Source organism: Companilactobacillus bobalius (genome assembly GCF_009764355.1).
In genome coordinates, this window is sequence record NZ_LNUA01000051.1 from 1 (window position 1) to 4,271 (window position 4,271).

At 33.2% G+C, this 4,271-nt stretch carries 6 protein-coding genes; 2 read left to right on the forward strand and 4 right to left on the reverse strand.

Features of this window, described 5'->3' with window-relative positions; genetic code table 11:
- Nucleotides 1-190 precede the first annotated feature (190 nt).
- The 3 genes from ATN92_RS12665 to ATN92_RS12675 all read right to left on the reverse strand — a co-directional run bounded on the left by ATN92_RS12665 (nucleotide 191) and on the right by ATN92_RS12675 (nucleotide 2,700).
- Nucleotides 191-1,018 carry a MurR/RpiR family transcriptional regulator gene (locus ATN92_RS12665; protein ID WP_056950841.1) on the reverse strand — a complete coding sequence of 276 codons (828 nt, stop codon included), beginning with the start codon at nucleotides 1,016-1,018 and terminating at the stop codon, nucleotides 191-193.
- A 188-nt stretch (nucleotides 1,019-1,206) separates the two neighbouring features.
- Nucleotides 1,207-1,926 (reverse strand): C40 family peptidase, encoded by a 720-nt coding sequence (locus ATN92_RS12670; protein WP_056950840.1) that lies wholly within the window; start codon nucleotides 1,924-1,926, stop codon nucleotides 1,207-1,209.
- A 216-nt stretch (nucleotides 1,927-2,142) separates the two neighbouring features.
- Nucleotides 2,143-2,700 (reverse strand): guanylate kinase, encoded by a 558-nt coding sequence (locus ATN92_RS12675; protein WP_056950838.1) that lies wholly within the window; start codon nucleotides 2,698-2,700, stop codon nucleotides 2,143-2,145.
- Nucleotides 2,701-2,784: 84 nt separating this feature from the next.
- Between ATN92_RS12675 and ATN92_RS12680 the strand changes: the two genes are divergently transcribed.
- On the forward strand, nucleotides 2,785-2,994 hold the full coding sequence (locus ATN92_RS12680) for a hypothetical protein (protein ID WP_025085017.1): 210 nt from the start codon (nucleotides 2,785-2,787) through the stop codon (nucleotides 2,992-2,994).
- A 117-nt stretch (nucleotides 2,995-3,111) separates the two neighbouring features.
- Here the strand turns inward: ATN92_RS12680 and ATN92_RS12685 are convergent, their stop codons facing one another.
- Entirely contained in the window at nucleotides 3,112-3,738 is a 627-nt protein-coding gene (locus ATN92_RS12685; protein ID WP_056950836.1) for an LVIS_2131 family protein, read from the reverse strand.
- Between the two features lie 270 nt (nucleotides 3,739-4,008).
- On the opposite strand from ATN92_RS12685, the gene nrdH reads away from it, so the two are divergent.
- Nucleotides 4,009-4,239 carry a glutaredoxin-like protein NrdH gene (gene nrdH, locus ATN92_RS12690; protein WP_025085015.1) on the forward strand — a complete coding sequence of 77 codons (231 nt, stop codon included), beginning with the start codon at nucleotides 4,009-4,011 and terminating at the stop codon, nucleotides 4,237-4,239.
- Nucleotides 4,240-4,271 lie beyond the last annotated feature (32 nt).

Genomic DNA, 4,271 nt, shown 5'->3' on the forward strand with positions numbered 1-4,271 from the left:
TTTATCAATCGACTTACCGTTCTACCCCCACCAAAACTGACGATCATATTTGGTTCAATCATTCTTGACGCCTTTTCAATTAATTTCTCCATTTTTTGGGCTCCTTATCAGAAATATATTTTCATGATGTTAGTATTCTTGAAATTAATTTTCATAATAAAATAAAAAAAATACCCTGTCAAGCAAGATATTAAATTTTACGATCTGATATTAATTCCTCATGTCGAGCAATTTTATCTAATGTTCCCTTATCCTGACCAATCAATAATAAAAAAATAGCCTCGATCATAGTTGACGCTGCTATTCTTGAGAAATAATACTCAGACTGAAATATTTGTTCACGTACATATGTTTTTAGATGTAAATCTGCTCTTTGGGCAATAGGAGAATCGGAACGGTTAGTTATGGCAAGAACTTTGATACCCCGTTTTTGAGCCACGTCTATCTGCTTTATTAATGACTTAGATTCACCTGAATTTGATATAACCAGCAAAATATCTTCGAGCGACATATTTAGTGTTTGCGCAATTGAAGTTTCAAAGGCTGCATCACTCATTGCCAGCAATCCAATTTGATTAAATTTGTAAACTGTATCTATCGCTACTGGATAAGTGTTTCCTTCGGCTACTACCTGAATTAAACGAGCATTTTTAATTATTGATAAGGCAGCAGCCATTTTATCAGTTGACAAGTTCTTCAAAGTATTACTGATTTCCGAATCCTTCTTTTCAGCAATATTTTTAAGTGATGCCTGAATATCGTCATCAACAGTAAATGATACGTTACTATCATCAGAAACCTGGGCCAAACGAGTTTTTAATTGATGAAATCCGTCAATACCTAAGTTTTTACAGAATCTTGAAACAGAGGCTTCGCTTACCTCAGCCTCAATAGCTAACTGAGAAATTGTATAGTCAACCACATCTTGGGGCTTCTTTAAAATAACTTGTGCAATTTTTTTATCTGTGACTGACATATGTGGCAGCTTATTATATATGACATCAATTATATTCTTCATAATTATTAATACCTCTAATTGTATTTTATCAAATTTAAAACAAAAAGATTCTGTCAATACACAGACCATCATGATGCTTATAAATATTATAGGACCTGAAATCTTTTTTGAATTACGATGGTATAAAAAAAAACCATCCCTACGGATGATTTCCTCATGAACGATTTTAATCTTGAATATGCTATGTATTATAGAACCTTAACAGCGAATGAAGGCATGAAGTAACTTGAGATTGATGAGATCTTTACAGATTCACCAGGTTGAGGTGCGGCGATGTATTGGTTGTTACCTAAGTAGATAGCTACGTGATAACTTGAACCTTTGCCACCCCAGAATAGAAGGTCTCCGGCTGATGCTTGAGAAACAGCTTCTTGTGTACCGGCACTTTCTTGAGCTACTGTGTATGAACCAATGTTCTTACCTGTTGCTTGGTTGTAAACATATGATGTGAAACCTGAGCAGTCAAAACCACTTGGTGTCTTACCACCCCATACGTAAGGTGTTCCTAAATACTTCTTAGCTGTACTAATAACGTTAGCAGCAGTTGCTTGTGTAGTAGTAGCAGTTGTTGCAGCAGCTTCTGTAGTTGCTTGACTAGCAGTTGTTACATCAGCACCACTTAACCATTCGTTGTTACCTACAAGATACCATGTTGTACCATTGTCATCTACAACAGCCTTAGCTACACGCCAGCTTGTGTTTGATCCAAGAATACGGTTAGAAATCTTTGAATCTGAAGATGGTGTGCTGAATAGTGCTGAATTGTTCTTTGTACGTACAACTGAAGGAGCATTTTGGACAGTTGTTGCAGCCTTAGCTGAAGAAGCGTTTGATAGACCTAAACCTGTAACTGCCATTGCTGCAGCAGCTGTAAATGAAATTAGACTTTTTTTAACGTTATTATTCAAAATTGAAATCCCCCATGAATTGGTATATTTTTTTAATTGTTTAAATTTTTATTATTTATTAATTTCTTATCACTCAACGACCACTATATTACTCTCCGAATATTGCAGAACTGTTACAACAATTGTATAAGAATGTTACACTTTGAAAAATTCCATAAAAATAGGGCGATAAACATTGATATATCAATATTTATTGCCCCATTGTGAAAAAACAAATTAATTTACTTTTTCACTTTTTATTATCTGATCGACCCTTTTTTTAGTGATTTCGATGTCATTATTAATAATTTTATAGGATTTTCCCTCTAATTCTTTAGGAATTCTTAAATCTCTGAGGAATTCATCACTATTTATACGTGAAATCAGACGCTTGTGATCATCTCCACGTAGTTTTAACCGTTGAGCAACGGTGTCATAATCCACTTCTAAAAATATCACAATGGCATTCTCACCATATCTTTCCTTATAAGAAATAGCTCCCTGTGTATCCACAACAATACTAGCAGTATTGTACTTTTTCCAAGTTTTATTGAGACTTTCTTCCGATGATCCATACCAATGACCACTGTATTCGACTTTTTCCAAATAATGATTTTTAAAGAATGAATCTTCTGTTTCAAAATAATAATCTATGCCGTTTTTTTCACCATCACGTGGTAATCTAGTAGTGTGAGTGATGACACTTGGTATACGATAAGTATTTTTCAAATATTTGCTAATGGTAGTCTTGCCGGTACCACTTGCACCGGTAATTACAATAATTTTTTTATCCATTATAGAACCCCTATGTTTGAAATATTTCTTCTACTATATTAATATACTAGTCTGTTAAGTAATTAATCCGAGGAGATTTTACATATGAAAATAGAAGATTTAAAGGTTGGAACTGTTTACGACTGCTCCGTTGATGAAGATATGGATTACCCATTCCAAGGCAAAGTTGAAAAAATCTACGAACACTCTGCTTTAATGGAAATTGTAAAAAATGATCCTAAAGATAATGCTAATAAAACTGAACTAAACAACAAGATTGTTGTAAGCATCAAGAAAATCAAAAAAGCTAAGTAATTATAAATATATGTATTTCCAAGCATTAAGGAAAATAGGAGTAGGTAATCGTACTTGATTACCTGCTCCTATTTGTTTTAAACGAAAAAAATCATATTATATTCCAAACTGTTTTCTTTATTTTTCAACATTAATAAATGAACTAGCCGGTACTCTCAAGACACGATACTCCATTGCAAAATGGTTAGCTTTTAATCCTAATCCATTTCTGAAGTTATTCTTGTACTTAGCTTGCATTGTTATGACATAAGCATCCTGATACTTAGAATCCAATTTCTTAATCTTTTTAACTGGCCAATTCAAACGTAATCCGGAAACAGTAAACGGTAATGTCGCATCCGAAATAGTAGCGTTTTGACTTGAGACCGTATATTTAGAGTTATTCAACCAATATTGATAAACATCCGTTGATGAACTAGATTCCTGCTTATTAATTTTAACGTAATAACCTTGTCCATCGTTCGTTGTTTGGACGATCATCGGATTATATTTATAACTAACCGCAATATTATCCTTATCGTTCAAATCAACCTTGGTAAATAAACTAGTGTATAACATCCCACTAACAGCTAATATGACGACAACAATTTCCAATAGATCTGTTAAAATTGTTACTCCAGTAATTTTCTTCTTTTGTTGAACAAGAATTTTTAAATGTCGATTTCTAATATTAAATACAACAAAGATTAATAGTGCAATTACAATAATCCATGCAATAATTCCCACAAAATTCCAAGAACTCATAGTTTTCTCCCAACTAAATTAATTGTCTTAAACACTCCATAACTTTATAATAGTCATTACGCTAATTTTACCACGAATCGAAAAAATATTTGAAATTGAGATACAAAACGGTCGAAATTGTGTGGGCACATACGTTTGTCGAATTTTTATAATGACAGTATAACCACGCTATATCGTGTATTAGCCGTTATATCGAACACTATATATTGTGTTTAAGATTTTAAATGATTATACTAATTGGGAATAGCAAGTTGAAAGGAGTTAATCACTATGAATAACGTAATCGTATATAGCAAGAACAACTGTATGCAATGCAAAATGACTAAGAGATACTTGAAGGAGCACAACGTTTCCTTCGAAGAAAGAAACATCAATCAAGACCCAGAATACCTAGATCTTTTAAAACAACAAGGTTTTAAGAGTGTTCCTGTTGTTATGAATTCTGTCAGCGATCCTATCGTCGGTTTCCGCCCAGACAGTCTTAAAGACCTCGTAGGTTAACCATGAAAAAAATAGCTTATTATTCTATCACC

What these genes read in the sequence shown, in the direction of transcription:
- nrdH (WP_025085015.1), top strand. Translation starts at nt 4,009, where the DNA reads ATGAATAACGTAATCGTATATAGCAAGAACAACTGTATGCAATGCAAA.
- ATN92_RS12685 (WP_056950836.1), bottom strand. Translation starts at nt 3,738, where the DNA reads ATGAGTTCTTGGAATTTTGTGGGAATTATTGCATGGATTATTGTAATT.
- ATN92_RS12680 (WP_025085017.1), top strand. Translation starts at nt 2,785, where the DNA reads ATGAAAATAGAAGATTTAAAGGTTGGAACTGTTTACGACTGCTCCGTT.
- ATN92_RS12665 (WP_056950841.1), bottom strand. Translation starts at nt 1,018, where the DNA reads ATGAAGAATATAATTGATGTCATATATAATAAGCTGCCACATATGTCA.
- ATN92_RS12675 (WP_056950838.1), bottom strand. Translation starts at nt 2,700, where the DNA reads ATGGATAAAAAAATTATTGTAATTACCGGTGCAAGTGGTACCGGCAAG.